This is a genomic window from Halorubrum sp. GN12_10-3_MGM (assembly GCF_005435235.1).
Taxonomy (GTDB): domain Archaea; phylum Halobacteriota; class Halobacteria; order Halobacteriales; family Haloferacaceae; genus Halorubrum; species Halorubrum ezzemoulense.
This window is the reverse complement of sequence record NZ_SGUB01000019.1, coordinates 15,924-34,838: the sequence shown is the minus strand read 5'-3', so window position 1 is coordinate 34,838 and position 18,915 is coordinate 15,924. Positions and strand designations below refer to the sequence as shown.

Annotated in this window: 23 protein-coding genes, 1 tRNA gene and 2 pseudogenes; 17 read left to right on the top strand and 9 right to left on the bottom strand. The window is 58.0% G+C overall.

What is annotated here, in order from left to right:
• Window positions 1-118: 118 nt before the first annotated feature.
• On the bottom strand, window positions 119-436 hold the full coding sequence (locus EXE47_RS13475) for a MarR family transcriptional regulator (RefSeq protein WP_137708432.1): 318 nt from the start codon (window positions 434-436) through the stop codon (window positions 119-121).
• Between the two features lie 406 nt (window positions 437-842).
• On the opposite strand from EXE47_RS13475, the gene EXE47_RS13470 reads away from it, so the two are divergent.
• The 12 genes from EXE47_RS13470 (at window position 843) to EXE47_RS13420 (ending at window position 9,019) form a co-directional block, all read left to right on the top strand.
• Window positions 843-1,163, top strand: a complete 321-nt coding sequence (locus EXE47_RS13470) for a PadR family transcriptional regulator (RefSeq protein ID WP_137708412.1) — start codon at window positions 843-845, stop codon at window positions 1,161-1,163.
• A complete protein-coding gene (locus EXE47_RS13465) occupies window positions 1,160-1,636 on the top strand; it encodes a hypothetical protein (protein ID WP_137708411.1) in 477 nt (158 codons plus the stop codon). The genes EXE47_RS13470 and EXE47_RS13465 overlap by 4 nt, the downstream gene beginning before the upstream one ends.
• Window positions 1,637-1,683: 47 nt before the next feature.
• Entirely contained in the window at window positions 1,684-4,536 is a 2,853-nt protein-coding gene (locus EXE47_RS13460) for a plasmid replication protein RepH (RefSeq protein WP_137708410.1), read from the top strand.
• On the top strand, window positions 4,536-4,793 hold the full coding sequence (locus EXE47_RS13455) for a hypothetical protein (protein ID WP_137708409.1): 258 nt from the start codon (window positions 4,536-4,538) through the stop codon (window positions 4,791-4,793). Before EXE47_RS13460 ends, EXE47_RS13455 begins: the two co-directional genes overlap by 1 nt.
• Complete coding sequence (locus EXE47_RS18510) at window positions 4,786-5,436, top strand: restriction endonuclease (RefSeq protein ID WP_158293616.1); 651 nt, start codon at window positions 4,786-4,788, stop codon at window positions 5,434-5,436. Before EXE47_RS13455 ends, EXE47_RS18510 begins: the two co-directional genes overlap by 8 nt.
• 128 nt (window positions 5,437-5,564) lie before the next feature.
• Entirely contained in the window at window positions 5,565-6,065 is a 501-nt protein-coding gene (locus tag EXE47_RS13445) for a BlaI/MecI/CopY family transcriptional regulator (RefSeq protein ID WP_137703450.1), read from the top strand.
• A 30-nt stretch (window positions 6,066-6,095) separates the two neighbouring features.
• Entirely contained in the window at window positions 6,096-6,443 is a 348-nt protein-coding gene (locus EXE47_RS19370) for a type II toxin-antitoxin system PemK/MazF family toxin (protein WP_158293615.1), read from the top strand.
• Between the two features lie 38 nt (window positions 6,444-6,481).
• The gene (locus EXE47_RS18500) at window positions 6,482-7,090 is read left to right on the top strand and encodes a restriction endonuclease (RefSeq protein WP_158293614.1); all 609 of its coding nucleotides are present in this window, start codon (window positions 6,482-6,484) and stop codon (window positions 7,088-7,090) included.
• Between the two features lie 71 nt (window positions 7,091-7,161).
• Entirely contained in the window at window positions 7,162-7,494 is a 333-nt protein-coding gene (locus tag EXE47_RS13430; RefSeq protein WP_089309126.1) for a ribbon-helix-helix domain-containing protein, read from the top strand.
• On the top strand, window positions 7,491-7,958 hold the full coding sequence (locus EXE47_RS13425) for a hypothetical protein (RefSeq protein WP_089309125.1): 468 nt from the start codon (window positions 7,491-7,493) through the stop codon (window positions 7,956-7,958). The genes EXE47_RS13430 and EXE47_RS13425 overlap by 4 nt, the downstream gene beginning before the upstream one ends.
• A gap of 137 nt (window positions 7,959-8,095) precedes the next feature.
• Window positions 8,096-8,263: a hypothetical protein gene (locus EXE47_RS18495; RefSeq protein WP_158228702.1), complete on the top strand. Its 168-nt coding sequence runs from the start codon at window positions 8,096-8,098 to the stop codon at window positions 8,261-8,263.
• A 324-nt stretch (window positions 8,264-8,587) separates the two neighbouring features.
• The gene (locus tag EXE47_RS13420; protein ID WP_158228701.1) at window positions 8,588-9,019 is read left to right on the top strand and encodes a nucleotidyltransferase domain-containing protein; all 432 of its coding nucleotides are present in this window, start codon (window positions 8,588-8,590) and stop codon (window positions 9,017-9,019) included.
• 143 nt (window positions 9,020-9,162) lie between these two features.
• On the opposite strand, the gene EXE47_RS13415 is transcribed toward EXE47_RS13420, so the two are convergent.
• Window positions 9,163-9,576 (bottom strand): PadR family transcriptional regulator, encoded by a 414-nt coding sequence (locus EXE47_RS13415; protein ID WP_089309124.1) that lies wholly within the window; start codon window positions 9,574-9,576, stop codon window positions 9,163-9,165.
• A 127-nt stretch (window positions 9,577-9,703) separates the two neighbouring features.
• Here EXE47_RS13415 and EXE47_RS19255 point away from each other — a divergent pair.
• Window positions 9,704-9,949, top strand: a pseudogene (locus EXE47_RS19255) (hypothetical protein); the annotation flags it as partial.
• Here EXE47_RS19255 and EXE47_RS13405 read toward each other — a convergent pair.
• Entirely contained in the window at window positions 9,948-11,240 is a 1,293-nt protein-coding gene (locus EXE47_RS13405) for an RNA-guided endonuclease TnpB family protein (protein WP_089309123.1), read from the bottom strand. The pseudogene EXE47_RS19255 and the gene EXE47_RS13405 overlap by 2 nt on opposite strands.
• Window positions 11,241-11,352: 112 nt before the next feature.
• Here EXE47_RS13405 and EXE47_RS13400 point away from each other — a divergent pair.
• Window positions 11,353-11,700: pseudogene (locus EXE47_RS13400) on the top strand (hypothetical protein); the annotation flags it as partial.
• Between the two features lie 48 nt (window positions 11,701-11,748).
• Here EXE47_RS13400 and EXE47_RS13395 read toward each other — a convergent pair.
• The 3 genes from EXE47_RS13395 to EXE47_RS13385 all read right to left on the bottom strand — a co-directional run bounded on the left by EXE47_RS13395 (window position 11,749) and on the right by EXE47_RS13385 (window position 14,463).
• Window positions 11,749-12,012, bottom strand: a complete 264-nt coding sequence (locus tag EXE47_RS13395) for a nucleotidyltransferase family protein (RefSeq protein WP_089309122.1) — start codon at window positions 12,010-12,012, stop codon at window positions 11,749-11,751.
• Between the two features lie 92 nt (window positions 12,013-12,104).
• A complete protein-coding gene (locus EXE47_RS13390; protein ID WP_089309121.1) occupies window positions 12,105-13,298 on the bottom strand; it encodes an RNA-guided endonuclease TnpB family protein in 1,194 nt (397 codons plus the stop codon).
• Window positions 13,299-13,518: 220 nt separating this feature from the next.
• Complete coding sequence (locus EXE47_RS13385; protein WP_089309120.1) at window positions 13,519-14,463, bottom strand: hypothetical protein; 945 nt, start codon at window positions 14,461-14,463, stop codon at window positions 13,519-13,521.
• A 1,031-nt stretch (window positions 14,464-15,494) separates the two neighbouring features.
• Here EXE47_RS13385 and EXE47_RS13375 point away from each other — a divergent pair.
• The 3 genes from EXE47_RS13375 to EXE47_RS13365 are packed head-to-tail and all read left to right on the top strand — an operon-like array spanning window position 15,495 to window position 16,777.
• On the top strand, window positions 15,495-15,893 hold the full coding sequence (locus tag EXE47_RS13375) for a hypothetical protein (protein ID WP_089309118.1): 399 nt from the start codon (window positions 15,495-15,497) through the stop codon (window positions 15,891-15,893).
• Window positions 15,894-15,915: 22 nt separating this feature from the next.
• On the top strand, window positions 15,916-16,518 hold the full coding sequence (locus EXE47_RS13370; protein ID WP_089309117.1) for a hypothetical protein: 603 nt from the start codon (window positions 15,916-15,918) through the stop codon (window positions 16,516-16,518).
• A complete protein-coding gene (locus EXE47_RS13365) occupies window positions 16,496-16,777 on the top strand; it encodes a hypothetical protein (RefSeq protein ID WP_089309116.1) in 282 nt (93 codons plus the stop codon). Before EXE47_RS13370 ends, EXE47_RS13365 begins: the two co-directional genes overlap by 23 nt.
• A gap of 101 nt (window positions 16,778-16,878) precedes the next feature.
• On the opposite strand, the gene EXE47_RS13360 is transcribed toward EXE47_RS13365, so the two are convergent.
• The 3 genes from EXE47_RS13360 to EXE47_RS13350 all read right to left on the bottom strand — a co-directional run bounded on the left by EXE47_RS13360 (window position 16,879) and on the right by EXE47_RS13350 (window position 18,876).
• On the bottom strand, window positions 16,879-17,190 hold the full coding sequence (locus tag EXE47_RS13360) for a hypothetical protein (protein ID WP_137708407.1): 312 nt from the start codon (window positions 17,188-17,190) through the stop codon (window positions 16,879-16,881).
• A 59-nt stretch (window positions 17,191-17,249) separates the two neighbouring features.
• Window positions 17,250-17,322 (bottom strand) — tRNA-Gly (locus tag EXE47_RS13355).
• A gap of 24 nt (window positions 17,323-17,346) precedes the next feature.
• Window positions 17,347-18,876, bottom strand: coding sequence for a TROVE domain-containing protein (locus tag EXE47_RS13350; RefSeq protein ID WP_137703449.1), 1,530 nt, complete (start codon window positions 18,874-18,876; stop codon window positions 17,347-17,349).
• Window positions 18,877-18,915 lie beyond the last annotated feature (39 nt).

Sequence of the window (18,915 nt, the reverse complement as noted above, 5' to 3'; positions counted from 1 at the left end):
ACCGGTTCGGGTTAGTCACGCATCTTGTTAACCAACAACTGCTCTCAGATTGGTCCGATGTTGGTTAAGCGTGATCTGCCAATTCAGAGTAATCCACACAGATTCAGAAAACTACCGTTCAGCTGTCTGTGCCAGTATCTTCAGCTAAAGCGTCATGTGCGTCCTCACCATCTTCATCAATATACTTCCAATGTTCAGTGTCCAGATGTCCTTTGAGATATGCCTCACCGTCTTCAGAGATCATATAGACACCATTACCTAAGCTTTCAAGGAGGCCCTCTTCATCCAGTTTCTTACACCTCCGATCAACATGCTGTCTAGAGTAAGGTAGAGATGCCTCTGTAGTCATCTTCGTAGGTGTTGTCGGCTTATTCTCATGAAGGAACTCCAAAATCCGATCGTCAAGAGAAGTCATCCACTTGCCTGAGTGCCTCATAGAGCACATATCCAATATCACAGTCTATAGTACGGACGAATAGCACTTATAGACTATACAAAGCACATTTCAAACCATACCGTCAAATATATGTTACCAGAGCGTAACCGTTATTATACGGAACCCGAGTGACGAACCCTCGGCTCGTGAGAAAGTGTAGAAACCCCGGCCGCGGTGTTGTAGCACCCGGTCGGGACGGGTTCTGTGCCCAATCACAGAACCATGCTAATGCTGGCAACTGTGGGGCTTAAGCCCTGCGAGACGACTGACGGGTCGAACAGTAACAACCCCGGCTGTAGCTTGTGTCCCAACACAGCCGACGGCTACGACGCTGCCTTCGACGGCCCACTCTGTACACCATGTGCTGCGACACGCAGCGGCGACGAGGACACCGTGGAGGGCTACGATGTCTAGTCCCCACAACGAGAGAGACACCATCTCGCTTGCTGATCTCTCAGCCACCCACCGTGACCTACTCTGGGTACTCTCGCAGACTGGCCCCAGCGAGAGCGGCCCACTCCACCACGTGCTCACCGACTACTACACCGACGGTATCGACCAAACCCGAGTCTGCGACACTCTCGATGAACTCATCAAACGCGACCTCGTTACCAAACAAACCCACGACCCGACCGAATACCGACTGACAGAGTCGGCCCGCCGCGCACTCTCCGCGCGACAAACGTGGCAAGCTGGCACTCGCAACGCTGCGGGAGGGCACGAATGACGCGCCCCGAGGACCCACAAGCCGCGGATCTCGCCCAACTCACTCGCATCACACTTGACACCAACAACCCGATCTGTCAAGTCTGCGGGCAACCCCTCCACGAAGGCGACGACATCACCGCCTACGCCTACCGCGCAGCCGGCGAACCCGCGTACGCGATCGGCTACATCATGTGCGGATCAGATAGCCACGAACACCCGACCGTCTTCACCCGCGGTGTTCGCGAGTACGTCCTCACGGGCCACATCGGAACGTGTTCAAACACCCAAACACAATCCACAACGTTCGTCCTCCTTGATCCGACCCCGGTCGTCACGAGTCCCACGACGACCGCTGAACCACACGTCCACGCAGACGCCCCAACACCACGAGATCCAACCCAGCCAACACGGCAGGAGCCAACCCCACTTCTCACGGCTATTCGAGAACACGCCCGCTCCGATGGTGGCTCCTCACACGAGGGGTCTGAGTAATGCTGGCCGATCTGACCCACCAACCCACCACCAACAGGTGATCGGCTGTGGGAACACGCCAGCCCGCGGCCCGCAAGCGAGGGATCCGGCTCGTCAACCACAGCACGGACAGCTCCACCGAGGGGATCACCTGTCCAGCGGTCTCACCCCGGCTGACCGAGTGGGTGCCAGCGCTCCTCACCGAACTCCGACCCCACACAGAGCAAATCATCCGCGAGTACGCCACCACCGATCCGTGGCGGACGAGCTCCTGGCTCCTCGACGAAATCTTGCCGGCGTGGCAAGACACGGACACTCTCTGGACCGACGACGTCGCTGAAGCCGTCGCGTACACCCGCGCGATCACGACCCTCGCGCTCACCTACGGAGACGAACCCACCAGTACACACAGTCCGTACCACCGACAGCGACATGCTGACCTCACCGATACAGTCACCAGCATCGGCACGGGCCGCGGTCCAGTCAACGCCGACCTCGGGGCACTCGCGAAAGGACCAGTCGCACTCCATCGGGAACTCGACGATCAACCACGTGCTCTCACACTCTTGTTGGACGGCGACGCGTGGACCAGCCTCACAGACCGCCGCACGGGCGTCCGCGCACTCGCGGCGATCGCCGTGCTCGCTGATGGGTTCGACGTTAGACTCGTCGCCTCCCCCAGAGTCCGCCGACACCTCTCGAAGCGGTATCCCAACTGGACCGAGTGTCACCTCGATCTTACTGCCAGCCGGGATCGGTCCTCCCACACCGACCACGCCCAGACTGTCGAAGCCGCGTGGGCCACCATCCGTGATCTCGACACCGAACCTGGGAAACGCCGGCTCCTCGGGAACCTCACCCACGAGTACGCCCGGAGCTACCGCGATCTCGCCACCGACCACGCGGTCGATGTCGCCGAAGGCACCATTAGCAGATACGTTCTCGATCTCGAGGACCGCAAGTTGGTCACTGTCGACCGCCGTGGGAAGCACAACACGGTCCAGCTCACCAACCTCGGAAATCTGGCTGTCCAGCAGTGTCTCGACGACAGTTATGAACTCGTCCACCCGAATCAGCGCCGACTCGATGGGCGTCTTACTGCGACCCCTCAGCAATCCACAAGTACAGTGTCGCCCCGCCGAGAAGGAGAAGAGACACCCACCCCCGACGAGTGGGTGGCGGCAACCGGCAACCCCGACACAGACGCTGACTACGTCCAGTGGCTCACTGGTCCTGAAAACGCCTCCCTCCACGAGCGATTCAGCACCGTCGCCCATGACGACGCCATCACGCTCGTCGACAACCACCCACACTCGTTCGACGACGGCCGTGTCGCGTACCTGAGCCACACCAGCCATGAAACCCTCGTCGTCCTCCAGTGGGGTGGTCCCCTCGCTACCCTGGGACGTCTCGCGGGAGCCTTACTCAGCGAGAAAGCCCTCTCGAAAATCCTCACTCCATCACGACTCGGTCACGAATTCGAAGCGATCGACGACGACACCCAAGCGTATCCCGTTGAGCGTACCCTCCGCAGTGGCCACCAAGTCGGCTGGTACAGCGACGTCGAAACCACCTACGGAGCGTGGCGTGAGCGAATAACCACAGTTCGAGATCGGCTCCTCGCGAAAGTCGCTAAACTCACAGACAGCGACGACACCGCTGCCCGCACCAACCTGTTCAAAGATCTCCACGGGGTGATCGCGTCGGCGACCCAGCTGTATCACGCGGCCGGCATCGATCTCACGACCACCCTTAGAGTGCCCGATACGGACGCCCTCGCACGCAACACTACCCACCTCCAGGATCTCTGTGAGTTCCTCGCCAAAACTGCCCCCAAACAGTCTGTCTACGGAATTCACTCGGGCTACCGCATGCTGTTCGAAGACCGGCCCGCAAAGCTGTGCCGGCGACTCCCCGCCAAAGCGGACCACGACGCGACCATGGATCTCACCATGTCGTGGGTGGTTGCCGGCCCGACGATCACGGAACTCTACGACGACATCACTGCCGTCCTCGCGAGAGAACTCACGACGGTCCGAGAAACAATTGCCGACGGTACCGAAGCCGCACCGACGCTCGAGATCCCGGTCGTCGACGGGACGACCTACCCCGCCATCCGGCGGGTGATCGACGAGGTCGCGATGACCCACGACGCCCAGTGGACACCCCGCGAGCGCCAGCGGCTCGTGCGGCGCTGTCTGCGCTCGTTCGGCCCGGCGGACACCTCAAGGGCGTGTCCGTACGACGTCGTGGCGAGCCTCCTGCGGGCGCTGAACGAGTCTCGAACGCCGACGCTGGCCGCGGTCGAGCGCGCAGCGGCCACCATCTCACCGGAGCGCTTCCGGCCTGAGCTCACGCCGACAGCAACGAAGCTGTACGCCACCCTACTGTGTGCCGACGACCCACTCGGCCGCTCGGAGCTCATCGAGCAAGCAGGTATCTCCGCGAGCAGCTATGACCGTCGCCTGAGCGATGTCCGCGATCTCGATCGCGTCACGCCCGTCCAAGAAGGGGGCCACCGCCGGTGGACCACGACGACTCCGACACCACGCTCGAAGACACCCCCTGTGACGGCGTGGGTCCCGGCGACCAGCGATCGGCCCGCATCGCCGCTGGTGACGTACCGACAGTTAACCACACCCGCCGGGCCGAACAGTCCTCCCCCAGACCGCATTGGGGGAGACGATCGGGGTGGATGGGACAGACAGCCACCGATTGCGATCCCCGCCGAACCCGGCTGCGACGCCGAGTACACCATACATCCAATGACGACCACCAACCAGAGCCGACAGCTGAACAGCCACGCCCACCAGCTCCCAGCCACCCGAGACCACCCACACGACACCATGACACCGACACCACATCCGACGACAGCAGTCGCAACGCCACAAACAGAACTCCCGAATGGGGGTGACCAATAGTGAGCGACCAAACACTCGATCTCGAAACCACGATCAGACGCGATCGCCCGACAGCGACGGACGGAAGTATCCAGGTCAGCACCGACAGCACCGACATCACGGAGGGATCGCGTGTCCTCCTCGGCTTCGGCGATGACCGCGAGGTCACCTTCGCCGTACTCACACCGACAGAAGCCCAAACGATCGCCACAGCTCTCGAACAGGCAGCCCAGCAGGCAGTCGCCGCAGACACGCTCGAGGACCCAACCGATGAGTGACAACAGCCCTGATTTCACGGACGAAATTGACACCGTGGGCACCCCCGACGGCGAGGATCCGGACCACGATCCAACCAACGGTCGCTGGCTCGAGACTCGGGTCGCCAAGACACTCGAACAGTGGGGGTACAGGACAGCCCGCAACGAGTGCTGCTTCGGGCTCGAAACCGACGTAATTGCCCGACGGGACGACCTCCGTGGTGATCCTGACGATTTCCTCGTCATCGAGTGTAAAGACTGGCACCAAGTCCCGGTCCAGCGGGACGCCGTCGAAGCAGTCGCGCTGCGGGCCGCGCTCATGCGGGCAATGCCCGTCCTCACTGTCTCCCGCCGCGTAACTGCGAGTGCGTGGCGGTTAGCCCAACTCCTCGACGTGCGGATTATGACCGAACAGGATCTCGACAAAGGCCAACTCCCGCCGCTGACCGAACGCCGGCCGCCGAGTGGAACGCTCAACGTACGACGGGAACCGTTCATCCACGACTTGCGTGACCGGCTCCCGCTTCTGGTTCACCGTCGAAGCAGCCTCGATATCGAAGCCCCTGTCTTCCACATCGCGGATCACGGTCCGTGTTACGTGCCGGACCGGACGGGCAACGACGAGTACGTCAAGGCCGCCGACAGCGACTACGAGTTCGGGTAGGTACGGTGGTAGAGGGGGTACACGACCGTTCGTAGGGTATCCTGAATATGCCTCCTTACGGTCACACAAATCTGACCACCATGATACTTATATATTACAAACGCATACAAACACATACAGTTGGACTCATGCCCATCGATCTTCGAAGACACGACCCGGACGACGCGATCAATATCCGCCCGGGCACAAACAAAGCCGCAATCGTCAAACTCCTCTATCGGAATACGAACCTTGCGTACACGCCGGCAGAGATACAAAACGCACTTGATCTGCCGCGCGGCACCACGTCGACGACGCTATCTCGCCTCCATGATGACGGACTGATCGGCAAAACGAATGATGGTCTCTACCACGGACTTGAGCGACGGGATGACGTGAGGCGGTTCGCACGGAGCCTCGTTCAACTTGACGAGATGGCGGATCGGTACCCAGAACCGGGCCTCACTCCAGATGACGTTAAACAAACTGGTGCGGGCGCACGAAGATCGATTCCACGTGATCGCGCTGACACCGAAGAGGATCAGTCCGGGGAGGAACCAGCACCCGCGGACTGGGTCAACAGCACCGCTGCTCCTTCAACAACGGAGAGTAACACTGACGCTGACTCAGCGTCCGGTGACAGAGAGTAACACGGTGGGATTAGACCGCATACCCCTCACATGACGTACTACTACCCGCAGGGCAGTCTCGTGTTTGCTGCGGATCCAACCGGGGCACATAGCAATCCGCGCCCAGTAATCGTGATATCCGATGCTGATCGGCCGTACGTTGAGCAAGAAGCCACGGTTGTATGCCTGACCACACAGGCCGAGTACTCATACGAGGTTACACGGTTGCCCGACGGCGTACTTGAAGGGGTGGAGCTGCGGAAGACGAGTTATGTGATGCCGTGGGCGATTTATACGATTCCACTATCGTCGATCCGAGATAATCTCCCGTCTGGGACCCTCACTGATGAGGGAATACAGCTTATTGCGGATGTGATTGATCAGATGGTCCGACCATAGGTAACGACAGCCCTGATTTCACGGACGAAATTGACACCGTGGGAACCCCCGACGGCGAGGATCCGGACCACGATCCAACCAACGGTCGCTGGCTCGAGACTCGGGTCGCCGAGACACTCGAACAGTGGGGGTACAGGACGGCCCGCAACGAGTACTGTTTCGGGCTCGAAACCGACGTAATTGCCCGACGGGACGACCTCCGTGGTGACCCTGATGATTTCCTCGTCGTCGAGTGTAAAGACTGGCACCAAGTCCCGGTCCAGCGGGACGCCGTCGAAGCAGTCGCGCTGCGGGCCGCGCTCATGCGGGCAATGCCCGTCCTCGCTGTCTCCCGCCGTGTCAGTGCGAGTGCGTGGCGGTTAGCCCAACTACTCGACGTGCGGATCGTCACCGAACAGGATCTCGACAAAGGCCAACTCCCGCCGCTGACCGAACGCCAGCCGCCGAGTGGAACGCTCCACGTACGGCGGGAACCGTTCATCCACGACGTGCGTGACCGGCTCCCGCTTCTGGTTCACCGTCGAAGCAGCCTCGATATCGAAGCCCCTGTCTTCCACATCGCGGATCACGGTCCGTGTTACGTGCCGGACCGGACGGGCAACGACGAGTACGTCAAGGCCGCCGACAGCGACTACGACTTTGGGTAAGAGCGGACGCTGGGGAGGTCACACCTCATCGGTGCCATAGACTTATTTAATTGTAATACCATCGTACTACCATGAAGTACGCGAGTGTCAGTGTCAAATTCCCGGTTGAATTAGATACCGAGATCGAGCGGTTCCTTGATGAGACAGGTATTTACACCAATAAAAGCGAGTTCATCAAGGAAGCCTGCCGGTCGCATCTTCGCGAACTTAATGACGACACAGCAATCACTGCGCTTCGCCTAGAGCAACTACTCGCGCAGGCTGAGCAGAGCCACCAATCAGATGCCGATATCGATGACGAGCTCACGGCACTCGGCGAGAAAGTCGATGCAGACGATCTTGAACGGGCCATCGAAGAGGCCCGTGAGGAAACGGCCACACAAGTGTACGGATCTGATTCGTGAAGATCCTTGACACGAATCTGTGGGTATTCGGTACACTGCGAACCAACGAACAGGCAACCGAATTGCTGACAGCAATCGATCGCGGTGAGACAACATCGGCGATTAGTGCGTATATGCTCCAAGAGGCGTTCGCCGCATTCGATCGCACGAAGGGCCTCTCTGCGGCAGAACGAGACGCTGTCAAAACCAATTTTGTGACACGCCTCACCCGGATGACGGGCCTTATCGAAGCGCCATCAAGTCGTGATGCGAGCGATGCGCTTCTTCGAGAACAGCGGTCGGCGCCCACAGTGCGAACACTGGCCCGCGTCTGTGGCATCCAGCCAAAAGACGTTCCAATCCTTGTGTTGGCGTTTGAGCACCGTGACCGCAAACCGACTATTCTCACGAATGATCAGTCCTTCGCAGAATTTGAGCCGGCAGCACACTCACTTCCTGAGATAACTATTACCCACATTTCCTGACCACACCAGCATGGTCTCTCACCCAACTACTTGATGTCCGAATCCTTACTATCGACGACCTCACCAAGGAGTCGCTCCCTCCACTGACCGAACATCGACCGCCGAGAGGAACGTTCCGCACCCGCCGAGAGCCGCACGTGAGCGAACTTCGAGATCGTGTGCCGCCGCTGTTTATCCGACAGAGTGATCTCAACATCGAGGCGTTGGTGTTCTTCGCTGGTGGGCAGGGCCCGGGTTACGCGCCGGATCGGTCGGGTAACGACGAGTATGTTGACGCCCACGACAGCGACTACGACTTCGGGTGAGAGCGGGCGCTTCCGGTCACATTACCACCAGTACCATTCGTCTTTAGTTAAGCTTGATAGTAATACAATTCCGAAAAGTATGCTTGTCAGTATTAGATGTAGGAGAAGCCACAGATGAGACACCAGTACCGGCGAGATCGAGCGATAAGCAACCATCACAAACGGCGTTTTCTTGCCGTATCTGGTGTGGCTGGGCCGTATTTGAGCGAAAACCACAGCTATCGAGTATTACTGAAGATATTAACTAAAGACGAATGCCACCAGTACCGTGTTGGAATGTGACTTGGCGGAATTCTTTTGTGATGATACGATGAGGATCCTCGTATGGAACCGAATGCTGATCAGTCACAGATACGCTCCGCTCTCAAGGATGTGGTCTGTGCTGATCCGGACATCGTCTTCGCCGTTGTATTCGGATCACAGCTTTCGGGAACAGTAACGCACTCATCAGATTTTGATATCGCGGTCAAGTTCACAGCAGACTGTTCTGAACGGGACCGGTTCAAAAAGCGGTGTGTACTGTCTGGTGAGCTCCAAGGAGAGGATCGCCCGTTCATCGACGTGTCCGATATTGACTCGCTCCCGCTGGATGTCGCACACGACGTGGTAAATGGCGAGCTACTCTGTGGCGATAAACAGGCCTTCGAGCAGTTCAAAACAGACATTGAGGCGGAATTTGACGAGCAACGTGAGACGCTTCGCCGGCACCAGCGTACGGTCATCGATCGGATAGCGGAGGATGGATTGCGTGGTTGACGAACGCGTCGTTGCGGTCAAGCTCGAACAGATCGAACAGTACTACGCCAACCTCAACGCGAAACTTTCCCGTCGAGAGTTCCTCTCGAGTGAATCGCCTCGGAGTCAAGCCCCGAGACAGTCGCCTCGAACCGCCTGTACAGCTACGACTCGGTGGGGCGTGGTGCGTTCTCGTACTTGACCATCTTCTCAGACTTGTCTGTGATTGTCTCGTAGATTTGTTGGAGCGTCTCTTCGGCTGCAAGGAGGTTGTGACCGTCGAGGAACTCCCGCCCTTCCGTAGTGAGGCCGTAGAATTTCCACGGGTACCCTTGTCGACGTTCGTCGGCGTCGAGGGCGACTTCGTTGACCATACCAGCGTCGATCAGTTTCTGGATGTGTTTGTAGACGGTGGCGTCGCTGACGCTGGGATTGAGCTCCTCAAGTTCGTACATCGATGGAAGCTGATCGGGATGTTGGAGGATGTTGTTGATGAGGGAAAATCGCGTCTGCTGGGTGACGAAGTGGACGAGTTCACGCGACTCCATCTCTTCAGCAGTCCCAAGTTCGGTGCTCATACCGTACAGTACACGACGTGGCGACAAGTAGTTTACTCTCGAGTAAATCACGCTACGACAACCCAAAGTACTTGAAAAGGTAATTTACGACATAAACTATATCTCTCTACTATGAAAACCTCACAGTATGCCTGATGAGGAGTCGCCGGTTCCTGGTGACGTTCTCAAAAGTGCCAAAGACCAGCTTGATCAGGAGGAGATATCGCTAGCTGACAATGAGGAAGTTCTCCACGCCTTGAGCGAGTTGACGCCGGCCTACGAGAACGATCGGTCGTACTTCGTCCTTGGGAACTATGATCGAGATCCGATCCGACGGCTGAACTTAGTGGTGAACTGCCTCGGGGTCAAGCCCCGAGGCTTCTTCCTGCGGCTTAGCGTAACACTCCCGCGCCACTCTCGGTCTGGTGACCTCCAACGAGTGACGGGGTCGCAGTCGGGCGGTCCACACGCCCCGATGCCTCTCGTCGCACCTGCTGGAATCCCGGCAGGATCTTGAGAAGAGGCACATTTCTCTCTTCTTTCGACATCCACTTTTTCGCGATACTGATGCCAGCACCACGATCTGCGTGGTCCTGGCACCCGCACACAACACACTTGAATCGCTTCCCACGCCGATTCGCTCGGACTCGGTGTTCGCACTCCGTTCTCGGACACTCTTGGGACGTGTACTCTGGATCAACCGCATCTGACGGGATGCCCTCCCATGCCGCTTTGTACGTGATGTACGACCGAAGCTTGGCGAACGGAAGCGAGTGTAGCCGCCGGTTCATTCGAGTCCCATACTCGATGTCTTCACGCATGTCGGTCAAGTCCTCAAAGACCATGATCGGATTTTCGAACTGACTGACCCACTCCACAACGCCGTGTGATATTTTGTGGAGTTGGTCGTGAACGTACCGCTTTTCACGGTCTTGAAGAACTGTCTCGAACGCGGTTTGTCCGTTCTGTTGCATTCGCTTCCGTATCGTGAAGAACTCGTGACGGCGTTCCTTGATCCGTGTGTAGTCGATGATCACGGAGGCAATGATATCGTCTTCGTCCAATACGGCGAGCGCAACACAGTCCTCGTTGATGTCCACGCCAACAACGGTCTGAGCGTCCTCTTTGGGAGCTACGTCAGCAGTTGTCCGCGTGACGTTCACGTGTAGTTCGTGGCCGCCGTCTACGGGAACGACTTCTGCGGTACCGACACGCCATTCGTCATCTTCATCTTGAAGTGCGGTTTGGAGTTGTTCCACGTGATCGGGACTGCCCGTGAGAACGCCGCGAACGTGGTTGTGTTTGAGTGCACTAACTCTGAAGTGGATGTCGTTGGTGTCCCCGTCAAGAGATAGGTCGTATCCCTCTCCGTGATTCATCCGAATGGGGAATGGTTCGCGAACGTTGTTGTTGGGGCGTCCGTAGTTGTGATCCTCGTCGCCGTAGTATTCTCGGAGTGCGGTGGTCGCTTTGGCGACGAGTCGTTGAGTGGTGTTTTGGACGTGGTCGCTGCGGTCAACGACGGCGTCTTCGATGTCGTCCCAATCCCAGCCTTCCTTGTCGAGACGGAAGATCTCGTTGACGACTCGTCGGGATTCGAGTGTGCCGTCTGTTAGGAGGGATGGATCGCCCTCTCGAATGTCGAGCTGGAAATCGAGAGTGTGGGTGAGTCCATCCGCTTCCATGGTCAATTATACGAGATGTTGTCTTCTAAAGCTACCGGCTTCTGTTGTTTGTGTAGTGTTTGTCGGCATTCACCCTCGGGGTCAAGCCCCGAGGCACTCTGCCTCGAACTCTGTAGACCGTCTCAACCGTCGCACCGATGCGTACGCGTTCCGAATGGTCGATATCCGTGGAGAATGGGACAACAGCATCCAAAAATTCTGTCTGATTGCGGATATCGTGACGCATCTCGTCGGTGTCGCCGAGAAGGAGCCAAGTGACTTCCTCGTCGAACAGGGATTGCTCGTCGGGACGACTGAGTACTTCTCAAAAAGTCATGTTCTCAAGCGGACGTACGAGGATGAGGAGCATCCGTTTGGCTGGATGCAAGACGGTGTCTTCGAACTATTTGACCAGGAGGAACGGCTCTATTGCTGGCGGACCGAGGAGGATCTCGTTGAGGTGGCGAGCAAACTACCTTGATGTTCTCGACGCCGTCAAGGATGTCATCGAGATGATCCAAAGCCGCTGTCATACGGTGACGAGCTCGTCACGGACACGAGTCTCAATCCGTGGCTTCAACGAGTCTTTCGTCACGAGGTTGACCTCAATACCAAACTCCTCCGCCAGTTCGTTTTCCAATCGAACGAGATCGAATAACGTTACTGGCTTGTCGAACGCGACAAGTATATCGAGATCACTATCAGATTCTTGTTCACCACGGGCATACGATCCGAAGATACCCAACTCGCTGATCGGATACTCCTGCTCAAGTTTCGGCGTCAACGACCCCACCCTACTTCACTCGGTCTAGCGACCTCGTTCGTTGAGGGTGGGGCTTGTCAGTGATCTCGGCCTCTAACCCATAGAGGTGAGGGCTGTATGCCCTAACTCGGCGTCCGCGATCCTGACTTCAGAGCGTATTGACTGACACTCCTCCCACAGGGCGGCTGATGGCCCCGCCGGAGATACAGTTCTGCCACGTTCTTCGCTGCGTTGTAATCGGCGTGATTCTGTTTCCCGCAGTGACGGCACTCGAAGGCTTCGCTGTGGCGGTTCTTACCATGGACGAACCCGCACTCGTTGCACCGCTTGGATGTGTTTCGTGGGTCGATTGTATCCACGAACAACCCCTCGTACTCGGCTTTATACTCAACGAAATCCTTGAGCTTCCGGAAGGCCCACTCCGAGTGCCATTGCGCGAACGGCAAGTCGTCACGGATGTCACTGAGGTCTTCGAGGATGATCCCAGCGCAGTCGTGGGCGAGGGCTTCTTCGACAATCCCATTCGCTACACTGTGGAGGACGTGCTTTACGTACCGCTGTTCGCGGCCCGATAGCTGCTCAATCGTGCGATGGGCCGACTGCGTGCCTGTCCCCTGTAGTTCACCACGGACACGCTCACACTCGCGGCGATAGTGGTTCAGCTCACCAGCACCGAAGAATCGTGCCGTACTGGTGACGGCGATCTGGTTGACGCCAAAGTCAACACCCAGTACCGCTCCGTACTCCGTCGTTGACTCATCAGCGTCTTGTTTTGGCGTTCGATACCCGAGGTGGATGTACCACTCACCGTTACGGTAATGTAGCGTGGACTCAGTGTACTCCCACTCATCATCGGTGAGATAGTCGTACTGGTATCCATCCGGGTTCTCCGGTAGTGCGAGATCCGCGTGGACCCTGGAGTGGTCGCCTAGCGTCGTGAGCGTAATCTTCCCTTGGTCGGGAAAGACGGTGAGTGTTCGCCGGTCAAAGACCATCGACCGGCTGGTGAACTGCGGTTGTGTGGCCGTCTTATCCTGTTTTCGGCGTTCGATGCAGGACTTAATCACCCCAGCAACCTCATGACAGGCGAGCGTAGCGTGTTGGTCGCCCAGCTCGGTTTCCTTCTTGATCGTTTCCTTAGCGTGATTTCTGACATCGGACTTGGTGTGGCAGGTTTCCCATGCGAGGTCGCTGCCAATATTGCAGCCGTCGCGCCACTCGTCAATGGTATCGAGTAGCAGTTGCGCATCCTCGGCTGAACGAAGCTCAAGCCGGGTAATGAGCGTGCGACGGTGGTACTTGTCGTCCGACGCCATATATTCAATAAAGTGCTAACAGTATCTATATTCTGTGGTGTCGGCTCCTCCCCTCCCTACTCGCTCCCCTTCGGTCGCTCCTTGAGGAAGGGGACTCCGCCTTGTGATTAGTTGATCACGACGATGTATACGCCGCACTACAAGACCTCGAACGCTATCGGGACTTCCTACACGACGTACAGGCGTATCTCAACGAGATCGATGCGCTGTAGCTGATGAGCTATTTTGCGACCCAATTGGCGAGTTCGGGAAAACACTCGAGACAGTATTCCACCACCATCCCACGCTCGATTACGTCCGAGACAGTCTGGGCATCACGCTGTAGTTGGTCTCGCGGATCCTCGTCGGTCTCGTCGAACACATCGAATCCCAACTCACGCTCGTAGCCACAGGGAGGATTTTCGGCTCGGTGGACGATCGACGGTCCTGACTTTTGTGCCGCAGTATACTGACTATCGATCTCTACCGGTGTCGAAAGGATTTCTTCACCAACAGAGTCACGTATGGCCGGTAGTTGGTCGGGCTGAATTTCACGAAGCTCCGAGACGTGATCCATCGCGGGCTCGAACCCCATCGCGTCATCGAACGATCCATAGTCACACCGCCGCACGGGCATATACGAGAGCCGAAGACGATCCGCCGCAGATCCGACTTGTTGGCGAATGGCGCGTGCCCGATACAGCATCGACGTGTACGTCTCGTGGACAGAGTCGACATTCCAGGACGCGCTCATATCGCGCCGTATCTGGACGAGAAACACCGCACCTTCGACACCGGACTCGGTCAACAGCCCACCGTCCCCTCGTTCTTTCGACAGGCGCATTTCTGTCGCGTACGCTGGGAAACACTCAGAACACGGAGACAGGTCTCGGTTAAGCGCTTCCTCGTGTGTTAGATAGAGGTATCGTGACTCCGTCGAGACATCAGAGTGCTGTGCTGTCGTCACTCGTACCCCGGATTCGGTGACGAGTTCGCCCGTCTCCACGGCTGGCGGATCCCCGTCTGTTATCCGAGTAGCATTGTGGAACCCATGGAACGTGTCCAACTTAGGAGATCCATCGTCATCGTACCTGTGCCACCACTCAACGGCTACAGGGTCATCCGGTGCGGGCGTGTCCTCATTTAATGGGGGTAATTCAGCCGGTTCAGGGGTGTTGTATGTCATTATTGTGGGCCTCGTTCGCGGGAATTGTAAACCAGCGCGGATCGATGATTCGCAGCTGTTCGCGCTCCCCAGCTAGGTGGCATACGCTCGGTCTACTTGTTGCGTGAGATCTCGACGAGCTGGCCGTCAGTGAATTTCGCGTCGAGACTGACGTAGTCACCATCGATAGATCGGTGGAATTCGAATGTGCCGTGATATGCCGTATCCGACCACCCGTGGTGGATCTTCCGCATACTTCCCCGGCCCGTTCGATCTCGGTGTCAAATCCATCTGTCTCCTCGTTGTACCCGGGACGTTCTTCCTCAGGGACGTGCTCATACTCGGTGTCCTGCTTCAACAACCGCCCCGCTGACGTGACCTTGTAGTTCTCCAGCATCGGCTGGTGACGTGTGAGCGATTTCGTCTGCCACGTGATCTCGAATGGATCGGCACCGATATCTGGGAATGCTACATCCAGGCCGTCTTCGAACGTTAATCGATCGAATAATCCCATTAGCACACTTCAGAGAACCTAGCGGTCAGTTCCACATTCAACCTGTACTCTGCGATGCGAAATTGTCGAAGCGACATGGTGTACCCGACGGGGATGTCCCACTTTGTTGTACCCGCTACAAATAAACAAGACGAATGCCCCGGGGCGCGATCTCAAGACGATTCACAGCGCTGTCGGATTCGGTGCTCCAGTTCAGTTTGTATCTCCCGATTGGGATGTAGGAGTTGGCAGTTCAGGCTCCTGTGAGATATGACGAGACGACGAGACACATCCACACGGAGTGTGGATCTCGATAGGCTGTACCATGCGGATTCAACTAGACAGGACGGAGACTCCCCCGAGTACGTTTTCGGGTTTGAGGTTCGGTTCACGATCCAGCGAGGGCCACGCCGTCGCTTCCGGTTCGAACCCAGACAGAGCGGGCCTGGTTGGTGGCGCTTCGAAAACGAGTGGGTCGGCTGTCGCTGGCGGCCAGTCGGCCGTGAAGTCGTTGATCACGTCGATCTCCGAGTCACACTAGCCGATCAGAGAGGTCCCCATGAGCGGTGACGGCCCATACGACGGGCCGGGCGAGGACGAAGACCTCCCGCTGTATCGCGAGACAGATCTGTTCTATCTGCTGAGCCACCACCGCAAGCGCACCGTCGTGCTCACGCTCGCCGTAGCGCCGTGGAGTCGCGTCCACCTGCGGCAACTCGCAGAGATGCTTACGCTCCTGGAAGCGGATGCGGAACACCAAACGCTCTCGACAGCGCAAGTACGGACGGTCAGAACGAACCTCAAGCGGTCACATCTCCCACCGCTCATCCGAACTAGCGTTATCGCCTGGGACGACGAGCAGGCGGACGTCATCGTCCCTGGTCCGGCGTTCGCGAGCGCCCTCCACACGCACACAACGGCTGGGCATTCGCTGGCACGCTCGCCAGACGATTTATGACCAATCCTGACAACCAACATGTATGAGTGGTATCGAGCTTCGAGATGAGACGCTCTCTGTCGACCGTGCACTGAACCAACTTGATGAGCTGGCTATCGCGTTTTCAGATATCCTTGATCAGGTCGGAATTGAGCACGTCTACATTGCGGGATACGTCTCGATTCTTGCTGGCCGAGCACGCTCAACCGAAGATGTCGATGTACTGATCGAGCCGATTGATGAGGCGACAGCAGACACTCTCACAACACATCTTGAGGCGGAGAACTTCTGGGGACCAGCAATGCCGCTGTCATCACTGTACAGTATGCTTGAGAACGGCGATCCAGTCTGGGTTGCGCCAACGGATCAAATCACCCCGCATCTCGAAGTGAAAACGGTCCGCGATGAGTTCGATCAGGCATCGCTTTCGCAGGCGATCACCGCACAGATCGGGTCCACATCGATTCCAATCGGGCCACTCGAACTCCAAATCGCGTACAAACTACATCTCGGCGCACAGAAAGACATTGAAGACGCCGTCCACCTGTATACCCTCTTCGAGGAAACACTTAGTGCGGCCCGCCTCGAACGATGGGCACAGCGACTCGACGTTGAGGCCGAATATGAGCGACTCACTCAAGCCTGACACTCTCGACGCGAAACACGATGGTGACTGGCAGCAGCGCATCACCGCGATCAAACGCTGGGTGGCGTATATCAACGCAGAGCCACCGGAAACGTGGGGGCCACAGCAGAACGCAGTGGTCAATGGACAGCTCACTGCTGCCCAACACGTCGCAACCTCAGCAGCCCATCAACAACACGTGACAGCAGTTGCCCAAGAGATTCGTGATCTTCAGGAGAGCGACACCGAGACATCGACCGTACGAGACGATCACGACTGATCAAGCGACCGATCAGGTGACACGAGTCGCTCGTGACGACCAACGTTATCCTCCCCGGCCGGAATAACGTCCTCTCAAGAACGATGTGGTAGCCTGCGTCATCAAGGCAGACCCTGATCCCATCCGATTCGTTGGATCGACTCAAGACCCGGAACCTCGGCAAGTCGGTCTCTGATCTCCGCTTGAGTCATTGTCGTCGTCCAACGAACTGCGACTCCAACGGTAATGACCGTGGCCGACAGTTTTGGCTCGATACTGTGGAGTTCGTCTATCAGTACGTCATCGACAGCTGCCGTCTGTGAGAGACGGTCTTCGGCGTCGGTAACGAGATCACCGTCTGCGCCACAGGGGATACGGATCGTCACGACGGCAGTTGTCGTCGAAGCTGTGTCGTTGGTATTGGTTACAGCCATTCTATCATCTCCGTAGAGGAGCACCGCATGGGCTAATTGGTCCAGAGCTGTGCTCCGAGTGCGCGAGGGACGATTCGAACGCCCGTCTCGGTCGTGGCAGGACCGCGTGGTACCGAACGCCACCACTCGCGCATGGTGAAAAATGAGAGAACCAGACTATACAGGCTCGAACGCACCGATGCCGCCGAGAACCTGCGCCGGCTTCTCGGCGTGCTTGATGAACGTGAGCACATTTTCCGTCCAGCCAGAGATATTGTAGACGTTCTCGTAGCCTTCCGGTGTTACCAGATCACCGTAGGCGGCAAGATCGACGAGATACAACGCCGTGTCTGTAGCGACCTCCGCTCGGTAGGCATTGAACGCCGACTTGACGGTCTGGGCATCGCGCGCCGTGAACGGCGTGCTGTCCCAGATCTGCATGTCGGTAAAGACGACGATGCGCTCAACGGGCTCACCTCGCTCGCGGAGGTAATCGATTGCCTTCCAGCCGTTCGTCGAGTTCCCGACATCCTCGTCGATGGCCAGCACAGCATCTTGGCGCTGCAGTACTGGCGTGTCGACGTGCATCGGAACGGTCTGGAAATCGTCGCCGAACCCGCCGACCTCGGCACCTTGATCGGCCAGGATCGCCCCGAATAACGCGCCGATCTCTTTCAGGCGGAGCGTGCTGTTCGTGGATAGCGCCATGTCCATCGACCCTGAGAGGTCCACGGCGACGAATGTATCTCCGAGTCCATCGGGCACCGTCTCGACAGCGACGTCGATCGCCTTTTCCAGCCACCGCTCGACCGCTGGTGCTTGGACGTCAGCATTCTGGAGCGCGGTGTACGCCTGGTAGTACCGGAACGGGTACAGCGGCGCGTACCGGACTGCGTCCAAGTCAAGGTGGTCCACGATGGTGTCCTCGTCGACGCCGGCTTCGAGCATGTTCCGGAGGTTCCGGATCGACGCGAAGATCGGCAGCGTGTACTCGTCGTCCTCGATGAGCAGTTCCCAGGCGGCTTGGGTGTTGCCGCGCTCGGAGATAACCGTCTCCCAGGTGTTCGGCGACGGCAACGGGTCGACGCCGGGATAGTCGTCGAGATCGCCGCGCATGAATCGCTCGAACAGCACCTCTTGGTCGGTGTCGACGGGCGTGGGGTGGACGCGGTTGAACACGTCGTGTAGCGTCACCTCACGCCGCGACAGTTCGTACTTGCCCAGCGTGTAGGCGTCGGCCATCGAGACGAGCGCGTCTTCGATCCCGCGTCGAAGTGGCCACGGGGCAGTCCCGCCAAAGAGTTGGTCGTGGATAGCGAGGCTGGTCGCCGTCTCGTCCATCCGCTGGATGATCGCCGGGGCCCACTCTCGGGTGAGTGATTCGGGGGAGTCGTCCTTGAATCGGTCGTCGTTGGCTGCCAGCACGAGCAAGACCTGTGGGATGTCCCGCAGGGAGAGTTCTTGGCGCGCGTACGCGGCGAGCTTCAGGACGAACTCCGGATCCTCGTCTGCCGCGGCGTCGAACCGCCGGACGACAGCAGCGAGCTGCTCGTCATCGGTTTCGTAGAACGAGCCCTCCAGCAGTTGGTTGATCGTGCGCTTGTACAGTGCGAGTCGTGGGTCGGCAGGCTCGAACGCTTCTCCACCCTCGTAGTTGGTGGTTCGCGTCGCCTCCGCGACCGTTTGTTTTGGCGTGTTGAATTCCATCCTATCACTCGGAGCCGCAACAGGCGACTCCGATACCGG